Consider the following 21,560-nt stretch of genomic DNA (forward strand, 5'->3'; position numbering starts at 1 on the left):
GCGGCGCTGGAATTGGTCGCCGCCTCGACCATCGGTTGATGGATTCTTGGCGGAATGCGCCCAGATCTGTGCTCCGAGCACCAAGAATCCATCAACCGATGCAGCTGAGCGCTGGACACACTGCTTCAGCTGGACACCGGGGCCGCTGACGCAGGCGGGCGCCGGGAGCACAGCCGCCGCAGCCTCGAAATCACGGCGGGCCCGGACGAAACGTGGGGCACAGTGGCAGCGCACCACCGGCTGAGCATGAAAAGCTGACTGTCATGACTGACACCACATTCTCCGACCTTGACCACTATGTGGCCCACCCGCGGATCGGCGCTCTGGCGCTGAGCCCCGACGGTTCGCGGCTGGTCACCACGGTTCAGACGCTGAACCCCAAGAAGGACGGTTACCTCACCGCGCTCTGGGAGGTCGACCCCAGCGGTCAGCGGCCCGCGCGCCGGCTGACCCGCAGCGCTCACGGCGAGTCCGGGCCCGTCTTTGCCGCCGACGGGGATCTGTACTTCACCTCGGCCAGGCCGGACGACGAGGCCGGCGATGAGGGCACTGCGCTCTGGTGCCTGCCGGCAGCCGGCGGCGAGGCCTTTGTGGTCAACCGCCGGGCTGGCGGGGTCAGCTCGGTGATCCCGGCCGCCGGCGCGGCGGTAGTGGCGGTCACTGCCCCGCTGCTGCCCGGCGCCGAGGACGAAGCCGCCCAGGAGACGCTGCACAAGGCACGCAGCGACTCCTCGGTGAAGGCGATCCTGCACAGCGGCTACCCGGTGCGGTACTGGGACCATGATCTGGGCCCGGCTCACCCCTCGCTGTTCGTTCTCGGCGAGGAGGAGGAGGACGACGACGGCGCCGCCACCGTGGAGCCCCGGCGCCGCAGCCTGCGGAGCGTCACCGCAGGGATCGGATCGCACTTCAGCGGTGAGGCACACCTCAGCCCGGACGGCACCCAGGCGCTGATCGGCGTCGTGGTGCCTGAGGCCCAGGCGGAGCGGCGCAGTGCCGTGGCGCTGGTGGACACTGCGACCGGCGAGCGCCGAATCCTGCTCGACGAGCCCGGCACTGACTACTCCCCCGGGCCGATCAGCCCTGACGGGACCAAAGCCGCAGTCACCATCAGCCCGCAGCCGCACCCGGGACGGGCGCTCGCACCGAACCTGTACGTGCTCGATCTGAGGGACGGCAGCCTGACCCGCATTGCTGAGGACCTGGACCTGTGGCTGACGCCAGCCTCGGCCCGGCCGTGGATCGATGACACCCGGCTGCTGGCCACCGCTGATCAGCAGGGCCGCGGGGCCGTGCTCATCGCCGACAGTGCCAGCGGATCGGCCTCCGAGGTGCCGGTGGCCGACGCTGTCTACTCCGAGCTCTTCGCCTCAGCAGACGGCAGGAGCGCCTACGGGCTCGCCACCAGCTACGCCTTCCCCGCCGAAGTGGTCCGCATCGATCTGGACACCGGTGAGACCACCCGGCTGCAGAACCCGGTGGAGCGCCCACAGCTGCCGGGCCGCCTGACCGAGGTGGAGACTACCGCCAGCGACGGCGTGCGCCTGCGCGCCTGGCTGTGCCTGCCCGAGAATGCCTCAGCGACAGAGCCGGCGCCGACGCTGCTGTGGATCCACGGCGGCCCGCTCGGCTCATGGAACGGGTGGTCCTGGCGTTGGAATCCGTGGCTGGCGGTGCAGCAGGGCTATGCGGTGCTGCTTCCGGACCCGGCGCTCTCCACCGGCTACGGTCAGGATTTCATCGCCCGCGGGTGGAACAGCTGGGGCGATAAGCCCTACACCGATCTGATGAGCATCACCGATGCCGCGCTGCAGCGGTCCGACCTGGACTCCACGCGCACCGCGGCGATGGGCGGGTCCTTCGGCGGGTACATGGCCAACTGGGTGGCCGGGCACACCGACCGGTTCAGTGCGATCGTCACCCACGCCAGCCTCTGGGCACTGGACCAGTTCGGCCCCACCACCGATATGTCACCGTTCTGGCGCCGGCAGATCGACCAGGCGATGGCCCAGACCCATTCGCCGCACCGCCATGTGGCCGATATTGTCACCCCGATGCTGGTCATCCACGGTGATAAGGACTACCGGGTGCCCATCGGCGAGGGCCTGCGGCTGTGGTACGAGCTGCTGGCCGACTCGGGTCTGCCCGCCGACCAGAACGGTGAGACGGCCCACCGGTTCCTCTACTTCCCCACGGAGAACCATTGGATCCTCAGCCCCCACCACGCCAAAGTCTGGTACCAGGTGGTGTTCGCGTTCCTGGCTGAGCATGTGCTCGGCCAGCAGGCCACCCTGCCGCAGGAGCTCGGACTGACCCCGCCTGCGGAGCAGGACGGATCAGCTAACGCCTGACGACGAAGCCGCTGCCGGGCAGCGACTCCAGCTCCTCGACGGAGGCCTCCCGCTCGTCGACCGAATCGACCTCTGCCCGCCGCGGCCCCCGGCGGCACCAGGCGAGGAGGGAGTCCACTGCCGGACCGTCCCCACCGATGAGGAGCTCGACGGCGCCGTCGTCGGTGTTGCGCACCCACCCGAGAAGACTCAGCTCATCGGCCTGCCGCTTGGCGGCGTTTCGGTAGTTCACCCCCTGCACCGTTCCGGTGACGCGGGCGAGGGTCCCGGTGCGGATGTTGCCCTGCGGTTCCGGTGCTGGCTCAGTGCTCATCATCGGCTCACTCTCTGTACGTGGTCTGTAGGGTGCGGCGTACCTCGGGGCGGCGGACTTAGGGTCCAGCGCTACCAGCGGGAGGCTGCCTCGCCCAGCCCGCTGCTGGGGTCGAAGGTGTAGACCTGCGTGCCGCTGACCCACGTGCGCAGCACCCGGTTTCGAGCGTCAAGCGGGTCGGCCGACCACAGGACCAGATCCGCATCCTTGCCCGGCTCCAGGGACCCGACCCGGTCGGCGACCCCGAGCACCTCTGCCGGGTTGATGGTCACCGCCCGCAGCGCGGCCTGCGGGTCCATGCCCTCACGCACCGCCAAGGCCGCCTGGGTGATCAGAAAGTCGATGGGCACCACGGGGTGGTCGGTGATGATGGAGACCTTCACCCCGGCCCGGCTCAGCAGCCCGGGCCCACGCGCAGTGCGATCGCGGACCTCGACTTTCGACCGGGAGACCATCAGCGGCCCGCAGAGCACCGGGATCCCGCGGGCGGCGATCCGGTCGGCGAGCTTATAGGCCTCGGTGCCGTGATCCAGTACCAGCTCGTAGCCGAACTCATCAGCGATGCGGATCGCGGTGGCGATGTCATCAGCGCGGTGACAGTGCTGACGCCACGGGATCTCCCGGTTGAGCACCTGGCTCAGAGCTTCGGAGACGAGGTCGGCGCTGCGTTCCTTCTGCGGTGTGGCCGCCCAATGGCGAGCCTGGGTGAACGCCCTGCGCAGGATCAGGGCCACCCCCATCCGGGTGCCGGGAGTCTGCTTCTGTTCGCCGTAGACCCGTTTGGGGTTCTCCCCCAGGGCCGCCTTCAGCCCCGATGGGGAGCGCAGCACCATATCGTCGACCACGGCGCCGAAGGTCTTCAGCGCCACGGTGAGCCCGCCGATCGGGTTGGCCGAACCGGGGTTGACGTTGACCGTGGTCACCCCGTTGGCCAGAGCGTCGTCAAAGCCGATCTCCAGGGGGTTGACGGCGTCCAGGGCCCGTGCGGCTGCGGTGACCGGGTCGGTGGATTCGTTGAAGTCGGCACCGGCCCACCCCTCGCCCTCCTCATGCACCCCCAGGTGCACGTGCGCGTCGATCAGGCCCGGCAGCAGCCAGCCGCCCTCGGCGTCGATGATCTGGTGACCATCAGGGACGACGACGTCGGGCCCGAGCGCGGCGATGCGGCCCTCGGTGACCACCAGCGAGCCGTCAAAGGCCTCCGCGGTGACCGGCACAATATGGGCGTTGCGCACCACATAGTTCTCCGCAGCATAGTTCTCCGCAGCAACCATGGGCCCACCCTAACGCACCCGATTCCCAGCTGGCCTGCGGTGAGAACGCTTCCCAGTAGCGCTCGCAGGATGTGTGTTCTTCCGCTGAACCGGGAGAATGGGGACTATGGATCACCACTCTCACACGGCCACCGGCTCCCGCTCCGGCCACCGTCTGCGGCTGATGGCAGCCTTGTTGATCACCGGTGGGATCGTGGTGGCTCAGCTGGTGGGCGCCTGGGTCACCGGTTCCTTGGCGCTGCTGACCGATGCGGTGCACTCCTTCACCGACACCATCGGGCTCGGTGTGGCGCTGGTGGCCGCCACCCTGATGTTCCGTGCCGCCACGGCCACCCGCACCTGGGGGTTCCGCCGCGTGGAGATCCTCGCCGGATTCCTGCAGGCCACCCTGCTGCTGGGGATCGGCATCTACGCCGCAGTGGAGGGCATCAGCCGGCTCAGCTCCCCGCCGCAGATCCCACCGGTGGAGCTGATGGTGTTCGGCGCCGTCGGCCTGGTGGGAAACATCGCCTCCATGGCAGTGCTCAACGCCTCCCGGAAGGCCAACTTCAATATGCGGGCAGCCTTCCTGGAGGTCGCTGCCGACGCGCTGGGGTCCTTGGGGGTCGTGGTGGCCGGCGTCGTCATTTGGACCACCGGGTTCCAGCAGGCCGATGCGGCAGCGGGTCTGCTGATCGCCGCGCTGATCATTCCGCGCGCGCTGAAGCTGCTGGTGGAGACCGCACGCATCCTGCTGGAGTTCGCACCGAAAGGCCTGGACCTGGAGAAGGTGCGTCAGCATATGCTCCAGCTGGAGCACGTCGAAAAGGTCCACGACCTGCACGCCTCCACTGTGGCTACCGGGCTGCCGGTCATCTCCGCCCATGTGGTGGTGGATGAGTCCTGCTTCCGCGCCGGCTGCGCCCCGGACAAGCTGGCCGAGCTTCAGGCCTGTGTCGCCGAGCATTTCGACGTCGGCGTCCAGCACTCCACCTTCCAGCTGGAGACTCGGGACATCGCCGCCTCCGAGACCCACGTTCACACCTAGTTGCACCCCTGGCAGCAGCTGAACAGCAGCCGGTTGCGGTTCCCGAGGGACCTGTTAGTGTCCTGAAGCAGTGGCGCTGATCCGCCACAGAGATTCTTACACAACTTCAGGAGGGTATTCAGATGACGACGACAACGTCACCCATCAGCACCGCAACGACCGATTTCTACCCGACGCGCACCGGCGAAGGATCGAAGGTCCTGGACCGCCGGGACCCGGTGGTCCACGGAACTGCGGAGCAGGGCCCCTTCGACGCCGAAACCCTGCGCAGCTTCGACGCGAAGGGCTACCTCTCCATTGATCAGCTCATCAGTGACGATGAGCTGACGCTGTTCAAGGACGAACTCAAGCGTCTGGCGGAGGATCCCGAGGTCAAGCAGGACGAGCGCACAGTCGTTGAGGCCAAGTCCGATGAGGTTCGTTCGATCTTCGACATTCACCGCAGCAATGAGATCTTCGCCAAGATCGCCAACGATCCGCGCGTGGTCAATCGTGCCCGCCAGATTCTGGGCTCAGAGGTCTACATCCACCAGAGCCGGATCAACTATAAGCCCGGGTTCGTGGGCAAGGACTTCACCTGGCACTCGGATTTCGAGACCTGGCACGCCGAGGACGGCATGCCCACGCCGCGGGCGGTGTCGATCTCGATCTCGCTGACCGACAACTACTCCTTCAACGGTCCGCTGATGATCATGCCCGGGTCGCATAAGCACTACATCAGCTGCCAGGCCGAGACTCCGGAGGACAACTACAAGAAGTCGCTGGTCATGCAGGGCGCCGGTGTACCTGAGCCGCAGATCCTCTCGGACTTCGCCGACCGGTTCGGCATCGATGTGCTGGAGGGCCCGGCCGGAGGAGCGATCATGTTCGACTCCAACTGCATGCATGCCTCCAACGGCAACGTCACCCCCTATTCACGGTCGAATGTGTTCATCGTCTACAACTCGGTGGAGAACACCCCGGTCGAGCCATTCGCCGCACCCGCCCCACGGCCGGAATTCGTGGGAAGCCGAGACTACACACCGGCTGGCCAGTAGCGCCTGGGGCGCCTCAGAGCGGCCGCTGCACCCCGATGACGGCATCCATGTCGTCATCGGGGGCCAGGCGGTTCCGGTCTTGGGCCCCGCAGACGGTGCAGCGATGAATGAGCAGATATCCCTTCTTCCCCGAGTGGTCGACCCCCACCGGGCGCATCGCTCCCCCACAGTTCGCAGCCCGGTCCCCGGGGGTGATGTCCACATGCTTGGACCACAGGCACCGCGGACAGTGGTTGCGGTAGCTACCCCCGGGTTGGCTGGGGATCGGCCGTCCACAGTGCATACAGTCGAATCCGGTGTTCTGGGTCGAACGGCTGGTTGGTGAGTAGCTCACTGGGCTGCCCGGCGCTGATGCATCGCTGAGGCGTAGAGACAGATCCCGGCGGCCACCGCCACGTTGAGTGACTCCGCCTGCCCATACATCGGGACGGCCACGCGGTGGTCTGCCAGCTGCAGCTGCTCATCACTGAGCCCGTGCGCCTCATTGCCCAGCAGCCACAGAGTGGGCCGGGCCGGCTGGTGGCTCGTCATGGCAATCAGCGAGGTGTCACCGCCCCCGGCAGCGGCCAGCACCTGCCACCCGTTGGCTCGGGTGAGATCGATCAGCTGTCGCAGGTCGATGCCGGCGGCAATGGGGATGTGAAAGTGCGACCCCGCTGCGGCGCGAACCACTTTGGGCGCCCAGGGGTCGGCGCTGCCGGGACTGAGGATGACGACGCCGGCGCCTGCGGCATCTGCGGTGCGGATGATGGTGCCCACGTTGCCCGGATCCTGAAGCTCAGTGATCACCGGCGCCAGGGTGAGCGGCGGATGCTGCGCGGTGAAGCTGCCATCTCCCACACTCGTCCCCATCAGCAGAGAGTCCAGGCCCTCAAACTCCAGCCGCGGGATGCGGCAGACTGCAATGATCCCCTGGGAGGTTTCCGCATCACCCATAGCGCTGAGCACCTCGGCGGTGGCCTCGCGCAGGAACACTCGCCCCCCGCGGGGAAGCTGCGTCTGGGGGTCGAAGAGGACACCACGCATGCGGTCCAGCAGCGCCTGAACGTCGCTGTGCTGCTCAAGCGCCGCCGGGTCGAAGTACAGTGCATCAAGGGTCGGGGTGAAGGGGGACGGCGCCCCAGCCGATTCACCGGCCTCCCACTGCTGCAGCCACAGCCGCATCGCTTCACGGACCGGCTGCGGCCCCTCTGCCAGGAAAAGGCCCTGCTTCCTGCGTCCGGAACGAGTGGCCAGCAGCGCGGTCTTCTTCACCCGCTCAGCCCGGGGGTTGTCCATCACATGCTCAGTCACAAGGGTCATTGTCTCGCATCATCGTCGCTTGTGACCCGTTGTCCCCGCTGATGTTGCGTTTGCGCACTCGCGGCCGTCCATTGTGAAACGAGACCGGGGATTTCAGCGGTGACGACCGCGATGTGCCGACCGGTTAACGAAGACGGCGCCCGCCCCCGTGCTGAGCAGGGATCGAGCGCCGTGTTCGGTGTGCTGAAAGATCGGTGCGCTGGAAGTGCTTCAGGCAGCCTTGGGAGCGTTGACGTCCTGCGGCAGCGCCTTCCGAGCGGTGTCGACCAGTGATTCGAAAGCCTTGGCGTCGGAGACGGCCAGCTCGGCCAGCATGCGGCGATCCACCTCAACCTCAGCGGCCTTCAGGCCCTGGATGAAGCGGTTGTAGGTCATGCCGTGGGCGCGGGCAGCGGCGTTGATGCGCTGGATCCACAGGCGGCGGAAGTCGCCCTTGCGCTTCTTGCGGTGCTGGTAGTTGTAGGTGAAGCTGTGCAGCAGCTGCTCGTGCGCCTTGCGGTAGAGGCGGGAGCGCTGGCCGCGGTAGCCCGAAGCCCGGTCAAGAATCTTGCGGCGCTTCTTGTGAGAATGCACCGCCCTTTTTACACGTGCCATGTTTCAGTTTCTCCTGTAAGTCTTCAAAGTCTTCGTAGCCCCACAATGCAGGGACTGGTCTGGGTCAGAGTCTCAGAGACCCAGCATCTTCTTCACACGAGTCTCGTCAGCCTTGGTGACGAGCTCGTCCGAGGCCAGACGGCGAGTCCGGCGGGAAGACTTGTGCTCCAGGTAGTGGCGGCGGTTGGCCTGCTGCCGCTTGATCTTGCCGGAGCCGGTTACCTTGAACCGCTTCTTCGCTCCGGAGTGCGTCTTGTTCTTCGGCATAGTGCCGTTCTCCTTCGTTGGTTCGGACCTTCAACACCTGTATGCCGCGTACCCGTAGGTTCAGCGGCGGCGGTGCAGAGGTGGATCCACTGGCTCCTGGTCACAGGAAGCCGGGTTCCCTTTCGTTCGGGCCTGCTGCGCTGGGCACCAGGGCACAGCTCATCAGGCCCAACGCACTAGTTTACGCAGAGTCGCACCCATCCGGCAATCGAAGCCGGTCAGAGGTTCTTCAGCTCATCCGGAAGGTAATCAGCCATGGAGTTCGACAGCGGCTTGACGTCGTCCTCATCGGTGTTGACCCGCTCCTGACGCTGCTGGGTCTTGCGAGCACGCCGTTCGCTCTTCGCCCTGGCCTGCGCCTTATTGTCCTCGTTGTCCGTGACGACGTCGTTGCCGCCGCTCTTGGCCTGCTGAGCTTTGGTCCGCAGCGGGCCGACAACCATGACCATGTGACGGCCGTCCTGGCGCGGTGAGGATTCCACCTGGCCCAGATCGGCGACGTCCTCGCTGAAGCGCTGAAGCAGCCGCACGCCCATCTCCGGGCGCTGCTGCTCACGGCCGCGGAACTGGATCATGGACTTGACCTTGTCCCCGGCCTCCAGGAACCGGCGCGCGTGTCCGACCTTGGTCTGGTAATCGTGCTCATCGATCTTCAGACGGAAGCGAACTTCCTTCAGCGTTGTGGTGGCCTGGTTCTTCCGCGATTCGCGGGCTTTGACCGCGGCCTCATACTTCCACTTGCCGAAGTCCATCAGCTTGCACACCGGCGGCTTGGCCTGGGGGGCAACCTCCACCAGATCCAGGTCAGCCTCGCCGGCCAATCGCAGTGCATCCTCAATTCTGACGATACCGACCTGCTCCCCCTGAGGGCCCACGAGGCGGACCTCCGGTACGCGGATGCGGTTATTGATACGTGGTTCGCTGATGTGTCCTGCTCCTGGCTCGATACGGTGAAAAGTGTGAGTGTCTGCATCTGGGCACGCGTTGGCGCGGCCGAATGAGACTATGTCAAGCTTATCAGCATGACCAGTGAGCAGAACACCCCAGATCCGATCACCAACGACGACGCCGGCGCCGTGCTGGGCGGAGCCCAAGCCAGAGACATCGCAGAAGTCCCCGCAGTGGAACTCATCAACACCGTTTCGGTGCACCTGATGAGTGCCGCCGCAGTCAAGACCGGTCTGGCTGAGGGCGAGGACGCCGCCCAGCTGAAGGATCTCGATGAGGCCCGCAAGCTCATCACCGCTCTGGCCGGCCTGGTGACCGCTGCGGCCCCGGAGGTGGGCTCAACCCACGCGGCTCCGCTGCGTGACGGGCTGCGCTCCCTACAGCTGGCCTTCCGTGAAGAGTCACGGATTCCCGACGAGCCGGGCAAGGGCCCCGGTGAGAAGTGGACCGGCCCCGTCAACTGAGGCGCCGCTCGCAGGGCGCATCAGAGGGCCTGCTCCCAGAGCTGAAGATGCTCCACATGAGAGTCCGATGAGAAGCAGATGAGAAGATCGTGCGATTTTTCTCATCCGTCTCTCACCGTGATCTCACGTTCACCGCGCAGAGTGGTTGACCATGAGCATCACTGTTGCGCTGTACTCCCACGACTCCGTGGGCTTGGGCCACGCCCGTCGTAATCGCGCCCTCGCCTATGCCCTCGCCGCTGATCTGCCCCGCCTGACCGGTCAACGGGTGCGGGGCCTGCTGATCGCCGGACACCCAGATGCCACCGCGGACTCCCTTCCGCCGGGGTGGGACTGGTTGGTGCTGCCGGGGTTCACCCATACCCGCCAGGGCTATATGTCCCGCAGCTTGGATGTGAGCACCGAGCGGCTGTGGCATCTGCGCAGCGCCACCGCCACGGCCGCCCTGGAGGCGATGAGCCCGGACCTGTTCATCGTTGACCGCCACGCCTTCGGAGTGGACGACGAACTGCTGCCCGCTTTGGAGACCCTGCGCGCAGCCGGAACCCGCTGCGTGCTGGGCATGCGCGAAGTGTTGGACACCCCCGAGGTCGCCGCCGCCGAGTGGGAGCGCATCGGCGGAGCGTCCGCCGTCGCCCACTACTACGACGCGGTATGGGTCTACGGGGACCGAAACGTCTACGATCCGGTGGCCACCGGCGAGGTCCCGGCCGAGTTGGCGGACCGCACCCACTTCACCGGCTACCTCTCCCACGGTCGTCCGGACGACCTGCTCACCGAATCCAGCGTGCGTGCCGAACGGCCCTACGTGCTGACCATGGTCGGCGGCGGCTCCGACGGCGGCCACATCGGCCTCGCCGCCGCTCGGGCTGCGCTGCCCACAGGCCACCGTCACCTCATCCTCACCGGTCCGCAGATGCCCGCCGAGGACCACCAGAGCATCCTGGATGCCGCACGCAGCTCTGCGGATGCACAGCAGATCAAAGTCAGTCGCAATGCCCCCCATGTGCCCCACCTGGTGCGCGAGGCCGCCGCAGTGGTGTCGATGGGCGGATACAACTCGCTGGCCGAAATTATGGCCACCACCACCCCGGCGCTGATCGTTCCGCGCAACGGTCGTCGCCAGGAGCAGCTGCGCCGGGCCCAGGCGTTGGCCGCCGCCGGAGCGGCAGACGCCCTTCATCCCGAGAAGCTGACCCCGCAGGCGCTCAGCGGTTGGCTCGAGGAAGCCGTGAGCCGCCGAACTGCACGCGATGCAGTGGATCTGGACGGGCTGATGCGCGTCGGCGACTTCGCGGCCCGAGAGATCACCCCACGACCCGTCGGTGCAGACCTGTTCACCGCACCTGTCCCCACGCTGAACGAGACGAGGCCCCTCCCCCATGTTTGATAACAACGACGCCGAGCCCACAACTCAGTCCGCGGTCCAGTCCAGCTCCCCCGTCGTCGGCTATGTGCTGAAGATGTATCCCCGGTTCTCCGAGACGTTCATCGTCTCCGAGATCCTGGCCCGTGAGGCCGCCGGTGAGCGGATCGTCATCTTCTCCCTGCGCCCTCCCACCGACGCCCGCTTCCATGCGGAGCTGGCCGCGGTCCGGGCGCCGGTCATCCAGATTCCGCGCACCTCCAATGCCGCAAAGCTGTGGCAGCAGCTGGGCGAAGTCGGCAGCGACCCCCAGCTGCGGACCGGCCTCAGCCAATCGTTCCCCGATCTTCTGGCTCACCACGGCGACGACGCCCTGCAGGCCGCACTGCTGGCCCAGGCCGCGCTGCAGGCCGGGGTGACTCATCTGCACGCCCACTTCGCCTCGGTCGCCACCTCGGTGGCCCGCCTGGCCGGGCAGATCGCCGCACTGCCGTACTCCTTCACCGCCCATGCCAAAGACATCTTCCATGAGGAGGTCGACCCACAGATGCTGCAGCGCAAGCTCGCTGAGGCCCACCATGCGGTGACCATCTCCGAGTACAACCTCAGCTACCTTCGGCAGCGCTTCCCGCAGGCCACCCAGCGGCTGCACCTGGTGCGCAACGGGCTGAGCCTGGAGCGCTTCCCCTATGAGCCGCGCGCTGCGGGCAGCTCCTCGATGCCGCGCATTCTCGCGGTGGGCCGGCTGGTGGAGAAGAAGGGATTCGGCCTGCTGATCCAGGCGATCGCCCAACTGCATCGTCGCGGTGTTCAGGTCCAGGCCGATATTGCCGGCGACGGTCCGCTGGCAGCAGAGCTGCAGGCCCAGATCAGTGCCCTCGATCTGCACGACGACGTCCACCTGCTCGGCCCCCGCACCCAGGCCGAGATCAACCAGCTGCTGGGCAGTCATGATGTGTTCGCCGCTCCCTTCATCATCGGTGCCGACGGCAATGCCGACGGTCTGCCCACTGTGCTGCTGGAAGCCATGGCTCGCGGGATCCGCTGCGTGGCAGCCGATGTGACCGCTGTCGCAGAAGTCATCTGCGGCGCCTCACCGATACGCGCGGCGACCGGCTGGCTGGTTCCCTCCGGCGACGTCGACGCGTTGGCGGATGCGTTGGCTGAGGCGCTGACACCCGGTGACCACTCGGCGATGACCGACGCCGCGCGACTGTTGGTGGAGGAGCAGTTCGGCTCCCACCGGCAGGCCGAGCAGCTGAAGGCACTGGTCCGCGGCGAATCACCGCAGCGACCAGCGGCCGACCTGCTGTCAGCGGCGGCACTGGCCCACGAAGGAGTGTCGGTATGAAGATCGCCTACATCCTTGCCGACCCGGGCATCGGCATCTTCGGCTCCAAAGGTGCCAGCGTGCATGCCCAGGAGATGATCCGGGCCTTCAGGCAGCTGGGTCATGAGGTCACCGTCTACTGCACCAAACGCGGAAACCGGGCGGATGACCCCACCAGCGAAGCGGTGCCGCCGGATCTGGGTGACCTGCCGGTCTTCGTCGTTCCGGTGACCGGTGTCAAGGGCGCCGCCGCCCGGGAGCAGGCCGTCGCCCGCACGGCCGCGCGCATGGCCGCCATAGCCGGTGAGGCGACCTACGATCTGATCTATGAGCGCTACTCGCTGTTCTCCGCAGCCGGAGCCGCACTGGCCGAATCCACCTCGGCCCCGCTGGTGCTGGAGGTCAACGCCCCGCTGCTGAGTGAGCAGGCAGCCCACCGCAGCCTGCACGACGCCGACGGGGCGCATCAGGCCACCCTGCGCAGCTTCAGCGCAGCACACCTGATCTCGTGCGTGAGCGAACCTGTCGCGAACTGGGCGCGCGGGATGATCCCTCAGGGATCGGCGAAAGCGCCGTCGGTGCGTGTCACCCCCAACGGTGTCAACACTGCGCGGTTCACCCCCGGCGCCGCCGGCCGCACCGGGCAGTACATCACAGAGCAGTTCACCGTAGGGTTCCTCGGCACCCTGAAACCTTGGCACGGCACCGAGCTGCTGCTTGAGGCCTTCGCTGCCGCCCCCGCCGCTGACCGGAACAGCTGGCGCTGCGAGATCCTCGGCGACGGGCCCCATCGTCAGCAGCTTCAGCAGCTGGCCGACCAGTTGGGCATCAGTCACCAGGTCAGCTTCCGGGGCGCGGCGGCACCTGAGACGGTGCCCGCCGCCCTGGCCGACTGGGACGTCGCCGTCGCCCCCTATCCCGCACCTGGTGAGCAGCAGAACCACTACTTCTCGCCGATGAAGGTCTACGAGTACTTAGCCGCCGGTCTTCCCACGGTGGCCTCGGCAGTGGGCGAGCTGCCCCGACTCATCGACGACGGCGTCACCGGCGTGCTGGTGCCAGGCTCTGATGTGGCCGCTCTGGCCGCCGCGCTGGCTCAGCTGGCCGCCGATCACCGGCTGCGCGATGAGCTGGGCCGCGCGGCTCGCGCCGAAGTGCTGGCCCATCACGACTGGCGGCACCGGGCTTCAGCAGTCATCGACGCCGTCCACCTGCGCCCCCCACTGCTGCCCACCCCCCACCTGCCGACCCCACTGCCCGTTGAGGAGGCGCTTACCTGATGGCTTCCAAGAAGGAGAGCAAGATCCACCGTGAGTCGCTGCTTCGAACGGTGAAGATGCTCCTGCCGTTCGTCAAGCGCCACAAGCTGTTGGTGACTCTGGGGCTGCTGGCGCTGATGGGTGACGTGGTGTTCCGCATCCTTGAGCCGTGGCCGGTGAAGTACGCCGTCGACACCGTCTCCGAAGCCCTGGGCGCAGAAGTCTCCGACGTCGCCGCCACTGACGAGAACGTCGGGCAGCTCATCGCCTTCTGGGCGGTGGCGCTGGCGCTGATCGTCGGCGGCCGCGCGGCGTGCAACTATGCCTCCACGATCGCCTTCGCCCGAACCGGGGTGAAGGTGGTCGCGGCCCTGCGGGTCCGGGTCTTCGCCCACATTCAGGCGCTCTCCCTGCGGTACCACTCCAAAGCATCGGTCGGGGACACCTCGCAGCGGCTGGTCGGCGATATGGGCCGGCTGCAGGAAGTCGCAGTGACTGCTGGGCTGCCGCTGGCGGGAAATCTGCTCACCCTGGTGACCCTGTTCGTCGTCGTCATCGTGCTCAACCCGATGCTTGCGGTGATTGTGCTGGTCACCGGCATCGCCTACCTGCTGGTGTCACGATCGCTGAGTCCGCAGATCACCTCGGCCTCTCGGGACACCCGCAAGGGCGAGGGCCGGCTGGTCGGCGACGCCGCCGAAGCGCTGGCAGCCATTCGTGTGGTTCAGGCCTACGGCCTGGAGGACACCGTGGCCTCCGGCTTCGCCGCCGGGAACAACACTGCGGTGAAGGCCGGCATCCGCGCCCGGCGGCTGGCCGCGCGTCTGGAGCGCTCCACTGACGTGTTCGTCGGCGTCGCCACCGCTGTGGTGCTCGGCTTCGGCGGCTGGCAGGTGCTCGCTGGAATCATGACTCCCGGTGACATGGTGCTGTTCCTGATGTACCTGAAGGTGGCGATGAAGCCGTTGCGGGACATGGCCAAGTACACCGGGCGCATCGCGCGTGCCACCGCCTCCGGAGAGCGCATCGCCGATCTGCTCGATGAGCCGATTGAGATCCAGGACCCCCCTGACCCAATGCCGATGCGTCAGGTCTCAGGCGATATCCGGTTCTGGAACGTCAGTGCAGCCGACGGCCGTGGTGTGCCGCTGTTCGAAGATCTGAATCTGCATATCCCGGCTGGGCAGCGGGTGGGGCTTTTAGGTCCCTCCGGTGCCGGCAAATCGACGCTGACCGGTTATCTGATGCGGTTGGCCGACCCGGATTCGGGCTCAGTGCTGGTCGACGGCTATTCCACCCGCAGTGTGGCGAAGTCGCAGCTGCGCGCCAATATTGCCGTGCTGCTGCAGGAGTCGGTGCTGTTCTCCACCAGCATCGCCGACAACATCCGCCACGGGCGGCCCGACGCCACCGACGAGGAGGTCGTCGCCGCCGCCCGCAGGGCTGGTGCCCACCAGTTCATCATGAGTCTGCCCGATGAGTACCAGACCGTGCTGGGCAACCGCGGAGACACCCTCTCCGGCGGGCAGCGGCAGCGAGTGGCCATTGCTCGGGCGCTGATTCGTGAGGCCCCGATCGTGCTTCTCGATGAGCCCACCACCGGGCTGGACCCGGCCTCGAAGTCGCTGGTGGAGACCTCGCTGCGGGAGCTGACCCGCGGCCGCACCACGGTGGCGATCACGCACGACCTGTCGATGATTCAGTCCCTGGACCGGGTGCTGTGGCTGCAGCACGGCACGATCATCGAGGACGGTGCGCCTGAGCAGCTGCTCACCGACCCGGACTCGCAGCTTGCCCAGTGGGCCGCCACCCAGCGCGGGGCGGCCGAGGCCGGCGCGCAGACGGCATCCGGGCAGGTCGCAGTGCCCCAGCCTGATGCGGCTGAGCCGGATGCCGATGAGCCGGGTGGCTCTGATCCCTCTGCCCTGCGCCCGAGTCTGCCCAGCGCCCACGATGTTCTCATTCCCGCTCGGAGGGTGATCAGTGCATGAGCCTCACCACCACACAGTCCACTTCGGCCAGCGGCCGTCCCACCTCGTCCAGCGACCGGCAGGACGGCGGCGGGACGCTGCAGCCGCTCACTGTGTCGGCAGCCGATGCCCTGGCGGCCAACGCTTCTGGTTTGGAGCGCGCTGGTGAGCTGCTGGACCCGGCGGCGCTGTCTGAGCTGCTGGGCCAGCAGGTGAGAATCACCCATGTGCGCAGCAAGCCCGACCGTTCGCTGCTGGTGGCCCATACCGACAGTCGCGGCGAAGCCGGCTGGACCATGCTCACCGTTGACCCGGTGAAATATCACAACGCGCAGGAGCGCGCGGAGGGCTTCGGCCGCAGGATCCAGGTGCACAGCACCGCTGGGCCCCACCTCTTCAGCGGCTCGGTGTGGTCGGACCCGCAGCTGGCCAAGGAGCTCACCGAAGCTCGCGCGGTCCTCGGCGAGGACGTTTCCTGGCAGATTCTGCGCTACAACCCGCGACGCCGGGTGGTGGCCACACTCAGGTCCGGGAGCAGCCAGAAAGTCGTTCGCGTGCTGGCCAGCGGCGCGGATCACCTGCGTCAGACCACCCGGCACTGGCGCGGACTGGGCCTGCCGGTCAGCAATGTCTCTGCACTGGGTCAGCGCAGCACCGCTGTCATCGCCCCGATGTGGGGAGTCAGCGACCTGCACAGCAGCCCGCATCCGCCAGCGGCGGTGACCGCCGGTGCCGCCGTCGCCGCGCTGCACGCTGCCCCGCCACGCAGATCCGCTGCCAACTGTGCTCACCCAGACCCCCAGAGAGCCGCCGCCGGACTGGGCCAGGTGGCCCCATGGGCGCAGCAGCGCGCCACCACCCTCGCCGAACGGTTGGCGGAGCGGCTGGCACCGTTGGGCAGCTCCACCGCAGCGGAGATTCACGGTGACCTCTCCCCCGACCAAGTGGTGCTGGCCGCCCACGGCAGTCATAAGATCCGACTGATCGACCTGGACCGAGCCGGAAGCGGACACCCGATGCGCGATGTGGGCTCCTGGGTCGCAGCCTGTCGGCGCAATGAGCAGACTGAGCTGATCGATGCTTTCCTCACCGGCTACACCGAACACGCCCCCGCAGAGCCGGACGATATGCACGCCTGGGAGGCCTATGCCCACCTTGCCGGTGCCGCGGACTTCTTCCGCCACCGCGAAACCGACTGGCCAGCGCACACGGTTCGCGCGCTGGACCTGACTGAGGAGGCCCTCAACAGATGAACCCCACAGAGACTCGTCCGCGCAGCGGTCCGAGCACCGCTTCAGATCTGCCCGCGACCCGACTGACCACTGCCGACGGCAGCCTGAGCGTGCGCCGCGCGTGGCCGGTGCCCGGCTCGGACCCGCACACATTAGCCATAGAACTCGACGACGCCGACACCATCCGCGCCGGCTGGTGGTCAGCGGATAAGCTGCGCCTGCTGGACGCCGGCGAGGACCCGAAGCTGGCCGCCTTGGCGGCCGCCGCGCAGCAGGGCACCGTGATCTCCCACCGGCCCGGCAAGCGAGCGGTGGTCCGCAGCTCCGACGATGCGCGTTATGTGAAGGTCGTCAAAGCCGGAAAGGCCGGCAGCATCCTCGACGGCGTGCGCCGGGCCGCCGCATTCTCCGGGCCCTTCCGCACCCCAGAGGTGCTGGGCAGCACCGAGTCCACAGTCACCTTCGCCGCCCTGGAGGGGCAGAGTCTGCATGAGGCGAACACCTTCACCGCCGATCAGTGGCGAACCGCATGGTTGGCGGTCTGCGCAGCCTGGGAAGAGTCCGTGGCTGAGCCACGCTCAACGGCGGCATCGGCGCCGGTGCGTCAGTCGGGGCTCATTCACCGCGCGGAGGCTGAGATCGCCGTGCTGCGCCACTGGTACCAGCTGGCCCGCCCCTGGCTGAGCGATGAGGAGCAGGCCCACCAATCCGTGGAGCACCTGGCAGAGCTGCTGGCGAGCCTGCCGCAGGAGCAGCTGCGCCCGGCACACCGGGATCTGCACGATAAGCAGCTGCTGTGGTCTGCGCAGGCGGGGCCGGGGCTGCTGGATGTGGACACCGCCTGTCTGGCGGATCCTGCGCTGGACCTGGGGAATCTGCGCGCTCACGCGCTGCTGCGTCGTCGTCAGGGTGTGTGGACGGCCGAGCAGGCGGAGACGGTCACCTTCTGCGTGGATGAGACCGCGCAGCGGATCGGTGCACCCATGCCCACGGTCGCCGTCTACGAACAGTCTGCTCTGCTGCGCCTGGGCTTCGTCTATGCGGTGCGGCCGCAGTACGCCCGGGTCGCCGAGCAGCTGCGTGAACTGATCCGCGCCTAGTCTGCCCGAGGGCCTCCGCCCAGCCACTGCTGCGTGGGCCGGAGGAACAGCATCACCAGAACAGCACCGGCCGGAACCAGAAACCCAGCGCCGACCAGGGGCGCACCACCTGCGAAGAAGTTGAAGGAGAGCACCACGACCAGCAGCTGCAGCACCATAGTGGGCGTGCGCGCACCTGCCGAGCCGGCCAGTATGCGGAATCCGAGCAGGATGAGCACCGCCCCGGCCACGAGGTAGAGCACCAGCATGGCGACTTGCCCGGCGACGTCGAGCTGCTCGGCCTGCCCTGAGACCATCTCACCGATGATGCTGAGGATGACTGCGGCACCCTGCAGCAGCAGAATGAGCCAGATGCTCCAAACAGTTGCAGGACGCGCGGGAGTGGAGGTGGGTTCAGCCATGGGTTCCATTCAATCATCGCCGAAAAGAATGAGAACATTCTCATCTGTCTCTCCTCCTGCTCTCATCGCCAGGTGGAAGAGTGACCACACAGAGTCAGAGGGATCGTGCTGAAGGAGCAGGGACACATCATGAGCCGACAGACCACCTGGGTCATCACCGGAGCACTGAGCATCATCGCCATCGGCGGCGGCACCGCAGTGGCCAGCGTCATGGGCCAGGGAACCAACCACGACCTGGGCCCGGCCATGGAGGTCACCACCAGTGCCGAGCCGGAAGCGAGCCCCTCGCCGACGGACACCCCCGCTGCCAGCCCCAGCAGCACCGCGGTTCCCACCGCCACCAGCGCCGCCTCGCCGACCAGCACCCCGACCCCGGAGAGCTCCGACAGCCCCGCCGCACCGGCCACCACTGAGCAGCCGCAGCCGAGCACCGTGAACCCGGCGCCGCCGTCGTCGCAGGCACCGCTGCAGTCACCGGACTCCTGGACCGCCCCCTCGCCCCAGAGCGTGTCACCGCAGTCGGCGCAGAGCTATTCAGCTCCTTCGGCTGCCTCCAGCGCGTGAGAGGGTTCTCATCACTGTCTCCTCTGCTTCTCACCAAAGGCCGGAAGAGTGGGTATATCCGATCAGAACGTTGACATGGAGGAGCAGGAAATATCATGAGCCGTCAGACCACCTGGGTCATCACCGGAGCACTGAGCATCGTCGCCATCGGCGGCGGCACCGCAATGGCCAGCGGCATGGAGCCAAGCATCGATCACGATCTGGGCCCAGCCATGGAGGTCACCGCCAGCCCCGAGCCCGCGGGGGCCGCATCGGCACCTGCCACACCTTCGGCCACGCCCACCAACACGGCTATCCCCTCAACGGTCAGTGCCACCAGCACGACCTCACCAAACAGCACCGCTTCGCCGACGAGCCCCGCCTCCGCGACAAGTGCGCCCTCGCCCCAGAGCGTCTCCGCACAGTCAGCGCAGAGCGCCTCCCCCCAGTCGGTGCAGTCAGCTGACAGCGTCTCGGCCCCATCGGCGCAGAGTGTATCGGCGCAGTCCGCCCAGAGCTACTCAGCTCCCTCAGCTGCATCCAGCGCCTGAGGCTGGACCCACATCCCAACAAGGACCGTTCGCGGGACCAGCTACGCACTGAGCCGGTAGCCGACGCCGCGGACGGTCTTGATGCTGTCGGCTCCCATCTTCGCCCGCAGGTACCGGACGTAGACGTCGACCAGATTGGAGCCGGGGTCAAAGCTGTAGCCCCACACCATCCCCAGCAGCTGCTCACGGGAGAGCACCTGACGGGGGTGGCGCATAAAAGTCTCTGCCAAGGTGAACTCCCGGGACGAGAGCTCATGCTGGACACCGTCGACGCTGATGATGCGCGAATGCAGGTCCAGCTCCAACGAGCCGGCGCTGAGCCGGGTGGGTTCGTCGGCCGAGCCGCCGCGCAGCCGCAGGCGTATCCGAGCCAACAGCTCATCGATGCTGAAGGGCTTGGCCATGTAATCATCGGCTCCGGAGTCCAAACCGGCCACAGTGTCGGCCGGAGTGTCACGGGCGGTGAGAATGATCACCGGGGCGCTGAACTTTTTCGTCCGCAGCCGCGAAAGCATACGCAGCCCATCCTCATCGGGCAGCCCCAGATCCAGCACCACCAGGTCCACAGCCGAGTTCAGTGCGTTCTCGAAGCCCTCTGCAGCGGTGGCAGTCCGCAGCGTGGCGTAGCCTGCAGAGCGCAGGCCCTTTTCGACGAAGGATGCGATGCGATCCTCGTCCTCAATGATCAGAATATGAGTCACCGGTCGTTCTCCTCGCTGCTGTTCTCGGCCTCTGCCTTCTGGGGCAGCACAATGGTAAACGTCGACCCGGCGTCCGGGGCAGATTCAACCTCGGTCCGGCCCCCATGGGCGACGGCGATGGCCTCCACGATAGCCAAACCCAGCCCGGACCCTGCTGCTGTGGTGTCGGTGCGGGCGAAGCGTTCGAAGATCCGCTCGGTGTCTTCGGCGCTGATGCCCCGACCCTGGTCACGCATACTGAGCCGGATCGTCCCGTCGGAGACGGATGAGCCCATCGAGATGACTGAGTCCGGCGGAGAGAACTTCACCGCATTCGCGGCCAGCTGCAGCCATGCCTGGGTCAGACGCTGACGATCCAGCAGCACCGTTCCTTCAGCACGGGAATCGATGAGCCAGCGCCTCTGGCCCAGACCACGGGCCTTGTCATAGACCTCATCGGTCAGTGTTCCCAGCTCGACCGGCTGCCGCTGGACGAATTCGGGGTGGTCGGCCTGGGCAAGGGTGGTGAGGTCATCGACGACGCGGTTCATCCGATGCAGCTCATCCAGGGTGAGTTCCCGGGTGGAGACCACATCGTCTTGGTCTCCGACGTCGAGGACCTCCAGGTGTCCTCGCACAATGGTCAATGGGGTGCGCAGCTCGTGGCTGACGTCGTGAATGAGTTGGTCCTTGGCCTGAAAGGCACCTTCAAGCCGATCCAGCATCTCATTGACGGATCGGGTCATCTCCCCCAGATCATCGCTGCGAGTGATGGGGATCCGTTCAGAAATGTCCTCTCGTCCGATGCGCCGGGCTCTGGTCGCCAGCACCCGCACCGGGTGCAGCAGCCGCCCGGCGACCAGCCAGCCCACCAGTCCGACCACGAGCAGGGACACCAGCGCGACACCGGCGTAGATCACGAACCCTTCGGAGAACACGGCCTTCTCAGCAGTGATGTCATAAGCCAGTACAAAGGCTGCGACGTCACCGTCGCCGCCGTCTGCGCCCTCGACGGAGGCGTGCACCGGCACCACTGCGGATCGATAGGTGGTGGTCGCCGTCTGGAATGTTGTGAAGCTTGCCCGCTCGGCCACCGCATACTGACTCAGTTCTTCGATGAGCTCGGTGTCCTCCTCCAGCTTCACCGGAGAGACCGGGGAGGTGTACCTCACCTCACCGTTGACCATGCCCACGATGCCCTCATTGCGGGTCGGAATGATGCGTTCCATCGCTGTGCGCACCAAATCCGAGGGCGAGGCGAAGCTCTGGCCCGTGCTCGGGTCCACCCCCACATCGTGCAGAACCCTAAACTGTTCGGCATCGGCTTCGAGCTCGGCGTCGATGCGGGTCTCCACCTGGATCTGCTGGATGACGAAGGCGGTGTAGCCGGCCACGGTGAGTGCAAGGGCGGTCAGAGTGACCACTGCAGTCAGAATTCGGGCACGGACGCTGAGGATGCCCAGGCTGCGGCGCCGCTTCCTGTCGGTGCCGTCCAGGGCCGCGGAGGGCTGCGGCTGGGCAGCAGCATGCTGATTCGTCACACTGATCAGT

At 66.9% G+C, this 21,560-nt stretch carries 22 protein-coding genes; 12 read left to right on the forward strand and 10 right to left on the reverse strand.

Annotated elements, in window-relative coordinates; all coding sequences use genetic code 11:
• Positions 1–263: 263 nt before the first annotated feature.
• Positions 264–2,351 carry a S9 family peptidase gene (locus FHX47_RS06490; RefSeq protein ID WP_183358111.1) on the forward strand — a complete coding sequence of 696 codons (2,088 nt, stop codon included), beginning with the start codon at positions 264–266 and terminating at the stop codon, positions 2,349–2,351.
• Here the strand turns inward: FHX47_RS06490 and FHX47_RS06495 are convergent.
• Complete coding sequence (locus FHX47_RS06495) at positions 2,341–2,664, reverse strand: acylphosphatase (protein ID WP_183358113.1); 324 nt, start codon at positions 2,662–2,664, stop codon at positions 2,341–2,343. The genes FHX47_RS06490 and FHX47_RS06495 overlap by 11 nt on opposite strands.
• A 71-nt stretch (positions 2,665–2,735) precedes the next feature.
• Positions 2,736–3,938 carry an amidohydrolase gene (locus FHX47_RS06500; protein ID WP_183358115.1) on the reverse strand — a complete coding sequence of 401 codons (1,203 nt, stop codon included), beginning with the start codon at positions 3,936–3,938 and terminating at the stop codon, positions 2,736–2,738.
• A 97-nt stretch (positions 3,939–4,035) separates the two neighbouring features.
• Between FHX47_RS06500 and FHX47_RS06505 the strand changes: the two genes are divergently transcribed.
• Both FHX47_RS06505 and thpD read left to right on the forward strand, forming a co-directional pair.
• Positions 4,036–4,965, forward strand: coding sequence for a cation diffusion facilitator family transporter (locus FHX47_RS06505; protein WP_183358117.1), 930 nt, complete (start codon positions 4,036–4,038; stop codon positions 4,963–4,965).
• Between the two features lie 122 nt (positions 4,966–5,087).
• Entirely contained in the window at positions 5,088–6,002 is a 915-nt protein-coding gene (thpD, locus tag FHX47_RS06510; protein WP_183358119.1) for an ectoine hydroxylase, read from the forward strand.
• 13 nt (positions 6,003–6,015) lie between these two features.
• On the opposite strand, the gene FHX47_RS06515 is transcribed toward thpD, so the two are convergent.
• From FHX47_RS06515 to infC, 5 genes are all read right to left on the reverse strand, one after another.
• Positions 6,016–6,336 (reverse strand): RNHCP domain-containing protein, encoded by a 321-nt coding sequence (locus FHX47_RS06515; RefSeq protein WP_221206165.1) that lies wholly within the window; start codon positions 6,334–6,336, stop codon positions 6,016–6,018.
• Positions 6,333–7,304 carry a TrmH family RNA methyltransferase gene (locus FHX47_RS06520; RefSeq protein ID WP_183358121.1) on the reverse strand — a complete coding sequence of 324 codons (972 nt, stop codon included), beginning with the start codon at positions 7,302–7,304 and terminating at the stop codon, positions 6,333–6,335. Before FHX47_RS06520 ends, FHX47_RS06515 begins: the two co-directional genes overlap by 4 nt.
• A 210-nt stretch (positions 7,305–7,514) precedes the next feature.
• The gene (gene rplT, locus FHX47_RS06525; RefSeq protein WP_183358123.1) at positions 7,515–7,898 is read right to left on the reverse strand and encodes a 50S ribosomal protein L20; all 384 of its coding nucleotides are present in this window, start codon (positions 7,896–7,898) and stop codon (positions 7,515–7,517) included.
• A gap of 72 nt (positions 7,899–7,970) precedes the next feature.
• Positions 7,971–8,165 (reverse strand): 50S ribosomal protein L35, encoded by a 195-nt coding sequence (gene rpmI / locus FHX47_RS06530; protein WP_183358125.1) that lies wholly within the window; start codon positions 8,163–8,165, stop codon positions 7,971–7,973.
• A gap of 218 nt (positions 8,166–8,383) precedes the next feature.
• Positions 8,384–9,040: a translation initiation factor IF-3 gene (gene infC, locus FHX47_RS06535; protein WP_343064327.1), complete on the reverse strand. Its 657-nt coding sequence runs from the start codon at positions 9,038–9,040 to the stop codon at positions 8,384–8,386.
• A 147-nt stretch (positions 9,041–9,187) separates the two neighbouring features.
• Between infC and FHX47_RS06540 the strand changes: the two genes are divergently transcribed.
• The 7 genes from FHX47_RS06540 to FHX47_RS06570 all read left to right on the forward strand — a co-directional run bounded on the left by FHX47_RS06540 (position 9,188) and on the right by FHX47_RS06570 (position 17,834).
• Entirely contained in the window at positions 9,188–9,577 is a 390-nt protein-coding gene (locus FHX47_RS06540; protein ID WP_221206166.1) for a DUF1844 domain-containing protein, read from the forward strand.
• Positions 9,578–9,728: 151 nt separating this feature from the next.
• A complete protein-coding gene (locus tag FHX47_RS06545; protein WP_183358127.1) occupies positions 9,729–10,967 on the forward strand; it encodes a glycosyltransferase family protein in 1,239 nt (412 codons plus the stop codon).
• Complete coding sequence (locus FHX47_RS06550) at positions 10,960–12,294, forward strand: glycosyltransferase family 4 protein (RefSeq protein ID WP_183358128.1); 1,335 nt, start codon at positions 10,960–10,962, stop codon at positions 12,292–12,294. The genes FHX47_RS06545 and FHX47_RS06550 overlap by 8 nt, the downstream gene beginning before the upstream one ends.
• Positions 12,291–13,553, forward strand: coding sequence for a glycosyltransferase family 4 protein (locus FHX47_RS06555; protein ID WP_183358129.1), 1,263 nt, complete (start codon positions 12,291–12,293; stop codon positions 13,551–13,553). Before FHX47_RS06550 ends, FHX47_RS06555 begins: the two co-directional genes overlap by 4 nt.
• Complete coding sequence (locus FHX47_RS06560; protein ID WP_183358130.1) at positions 13,553–15,523, forward strand: ABC transporter ATP-binding protein; 1,971 nt, start codon at positions 13,553–13,555, stop codon at positions 15,521–15,523. The genes FHX47_RS06555 and FHX47_RS06560 overlap by 1 nt, the downstream gene beginning before the upstream one ends.
• A complete protein-coding gene (locus FHX47_RS06565; RefSeq protein ID WP_183358131.1) occupies positions 15,520–16,755 on the forward strand; it encodes a phosphotransferase in 1,236 nt (411 codons plus the stop codon). Before FHX47_RS06560 ends, FHX47_RS06565 begins: the two co-directional genes overlap by 4 nt.
• Positions 16,752–17,834 carry a phosphotransferase family protein gene (locus tag FHX47_RS06570; RefSeq protein WP_183358132.1) on the forward strand — a complete coding sequence of 361 codons (1,083 nt, stop codon included), beginning with the start codon at positions 16,752–16,754 and terminating at the stop codon, positions 17,832–17,834. Before FHX47_RS06565 ends, FHX47_RS06570 begins: the two co-directional genes overlap by 4 nt.
• Here the strand turns inward: FHX47_RS06570 and FHX47_RS06575 are convergent.
• On the reverse strand, positions 17,831–18,235 hold the full coding sequence (locus FHX47_RS06575) for a hypothetical protein (protein WP_183358133.1): 405 nt from the start codon (positions 18,233–18,235) through the stop codon (positions 17,831–17,833). The genes FHX47_RS06570 and FHX47_RS06575 overlap by 4 nt on opposite strands.
• Before the next feature lie 129 nt (positions 18,236–18,364).
• Between FHX47_RS06575 and FHX47_RS06580 the strand changes: the two genes are divergently transcribed.
• The gene (locus FHX47_RS06580; RefSeq protein ID WP_183358134.1) at positions 18,365–18,799 is read left to right on the forward strand and encodes a hypothetical protein; all 435 of its coding nucleotides are present in this window, start codon (positions 18,365–18,367) and stop codon (positions 18,797–18,799) included.
• Between the two features lie 95 nt (positions 18,800–18,894).
• Positions 18,895–19,329, forward strand: coding sequence for a hypothetical protein (locus tag FHX47_RS06585; RefSeq protein ID WP_183358135.1), 435 nt, complete (start codon positions 18,895–18,897; stop codon positions 19,327–19,329).
• Between the two features lie 41 nt (positions 19,330–19,370).
• On the opposite strand, the gene FHX47_RS06590 is transcribed toward FHX47_RS06585, so the two are convergent.
• Together FHX47_RS06590 and FHX47_RS06595 are read right to left on the reverse strand one after the other, a co-directional pair.
• The gene (locus tag FHX47_RS06590) at positions 19,371–20,030 is read right to left on the reverse strand and encodes a response regulator (protein ID WP_183358136.1); all 660 of its coding nucleotides are present in this window, start codon (positions 20,028–20,030) and stop codon (positions 19,371–19,373) included.
• Positions 20,027–21,550, reverse strand: coding sequence for a sensor histidine kinase (locus tag FHX47_RS06595; protein WP_343064328.1), 1,524 nt, complete (start codon positions 21,548–21,550; stop codon positions 20,027–20,029). Before FHX47_RS06595 ends, FHX47_RS06590 begins: the two co-directional genes overlap by 4 nt.
• Between the last annotated feature and the right edge of the window lie 10 nt (positions 21,551–21,560).

Origin of the sequence: Garicola koreensis, from assembly GCF_014195445.1 — a bacterium.
Lineage (GTDB): Bacteria > Actinomycetota > Actinomycetes > Actinomycetales > Micrococcaceae > Nesterenkonia > Nesterenkonia koreensis.

Bases quoted from the DNA above. Each gene is read 5' to 3' on its own strand.
- FHX47_RS06580 (WP_183358134.1), top strand. From the start codon at position 18,365: ATGAGCCGACAGACCACCTGGGTCATCACCGGAGCACTGAGCATCATC.
- FHX47_RS06565 (WP_183358131.1), top strand. From the start codon at position 15,520: ATGAGCCTCACCACCACACAGTCCACTTCGGCCAGCGGCCGTCCCACC.
- FHX47_RS06540 (WP_221206166.1), top strand. From the start codon at position 9,188: ATGACCAGTGAGCAGAACACCCCAGATCCGATCACCAACGACGACGCC.
- FHX47_RS06575 (WP_183358133.1), bottom strand. From the start codon at position 18,235: ATGGCTGAACCCACCTCCACTCCCGCGCGTCCTGCAACTGTTTGGAGC.
- FHX47_RS06490 (WP_183358111.1), top strand. From the start codon at position 264: ATGACTGACACCACATTCTCCGACCTTGACCACTATGTGGCCCACCCG.
- FHX47_RS06585 (WP_183358135.1), top strand. From the start codon at position 18,895: ATGAGCCGTCAGACCACCTGGGTCATCACCGGAGCACTGAGCATCGTC.
- FHX47_RS06495 (WP_183358113.1), bottom strand. From the start codon at position 2,664: ATGAGCACTGAGCCAGCACCGGAACCGCAGGGCAACATCCGCACCGGG.
- rpmI (WP_183358125.1), bottom strand. From the start codon at position 8,165: ATGCCGAAGAACAAGACGCACTCCGGAGCGAAGAAGCGGTTCAAGGTA.
- FHX47_RS06560 (WP_183358130.1), top strand. From the start codon at position 13,553: ATGGCTTCCAAGAAGGAGAGCAAGATCCACCGTGAGTCGCTGCTTCGA.
- FHX47_RS06505 (WP_183358117.1), top strand. From the start codon at position 4,036: ATGGGGACTATGGATCACCACTCTCACACGGCCACCGGCTCCCGCTCC.
- FHX47_RS06555 (WP_183358129.1), top strand. From the start codon at position 12,291: ATGAAGATCGCCTACATCCTTGCCGACCCGGGCATCGGCATCTTCGGC.
- FHX47_RS06550 (WP_183358128.1), top strand. From the start codon at position 10,960: ATGTTTGATAACAACGACGCCGAGCCCACAACTCAGTCCGCGGTCCAG.
- FHX47_RS06570 (WP_183358132.1), top strand. From the start codon at position 16,752: ATGAACCCCACAGAGACTCGTCCGCGCAGCGGTCCGAGCACCGCTTCA.
- FHX47_RS06545 (WP_183358127.1), top strand. From the start codon at position 9,729: ATGAGCATCACTGTTGCGCTGTACTCCCACGACTCCGTGGGCTTGGGC.
- FHX47_RS06500 (WP_183358115.1), bottom strand. From the start codon at position 3,938: ATGGTTGCTGCGGAGAACTATGCTGCGGAGAACTATGTGGTGCGCAAC.
- thpD (WP_183358119.1), top strand. From the start codon at position 5,088: ATGACGACGACAACGTCACCCATCAGCACCGCAACGACCGATTTCTAC.
- FHX47_RS06520 (WP_183358121.1), bottom strand. From the start codon at position 7,304: ATGACCCTTGTGACTGAGCATGTGATGGACAACCCCCGGGCTGAGCGG.
- rplT (WP_183358123.1), bottom strand. From the start codon at position 7,898: ATGGCACGTGTAAAAAGGGCGGTGCATTCTCACAAGAAGCGCCGCAAG.